The organism is Legionella drozanskii LLAP-1, assembly GCF_001467585.1.
Classification (GTDB): Bacteria; Pseudomonadota; Gammaproteobacteria; order Legionellales; family Legionellaceae; genus Tatlockia; species Tatlockia drozanskii.
On sequence record NZ_LNXY01000031.1, the window covers coordinates 328,313 to 329,014 of the forward strand.

Here is a 702-nt window from a genome sequence, read left to right on the forward strand (position 1 = left end):
ATGAATATGTCGCCAGATTTCAATCAATATGCTATTTTTCCAAGCTCATTTGGTATTTAGGGATAAGCATGAGAATAGCCATTAAAACTATGCATTATTTTGTCATTACAGGATTGCTATTTAGTTTAATCGCCTGTATGAAAACAAAGCCTCAAGGACATGAAATAGCTTCTTATAAAGTTAGGGGTAAAGCATATACACCTCTTAGATCTGCAAAAGGGTATAAAGCACGAGGACTAGCTACGTTTTATGGTAAACGCTTCCATCATCATAAGACATCTAATGGAGAGCGGTACAATATGTATTCTATGACAGCTGCACATCCTACGCTTCCATTTAATACCCGACTACGAGTTAGGAATGTAAAAAATGGACGAACAGTAGTGGTTCGTATTAATGATCGTGGTCCCTTTTATAGTACGCGAATTATAGATCTTTCTTATGCTGCTGCAAGTCGCCTGGGAATCACAAGTTCTTCTGTGGTAGAAATACAAGCTCTAAGTTAGAAATATAAATTTGAGCATTTTTCCAAGTACATTATTAACGCTCCAACGTTAATGCTAGTTATTTAACGTTGACTACATTAACTTTTGGATTCAATTTTTAAATGCAACACTCGTATAATTTGTGGACAATATTTTATAGTAAATCTTTTGTCGTTCACTAATTTTTACAAGGAGTTGCGTAGTGGGTCATCGTCAT

The 702-nt window shown here is 35.2% G+C and carries 1 protein-coding gene; it reads left to right on the top strand.

What is annotated here, in order from left to right; all coding sequences use genetic code 11:
* Window positions 1-68: 68 nt before the first annotated feature.
* Window positions 69-506 carry a septal ring lytic transglycosylase RlpA family protein gene (locus Ldro_RS14925; RefSeq protein ID WP_157066497.1) on the top strand — a complete coding sequence of 146 codons (438 nt, stop codon included), beginning with the start codon at window positions 69-71 and terminating at the stop codon, window positions 504-506.
* The last annotated feature ends 196 nt before the right edge of the window (window positions 507-702 follow it).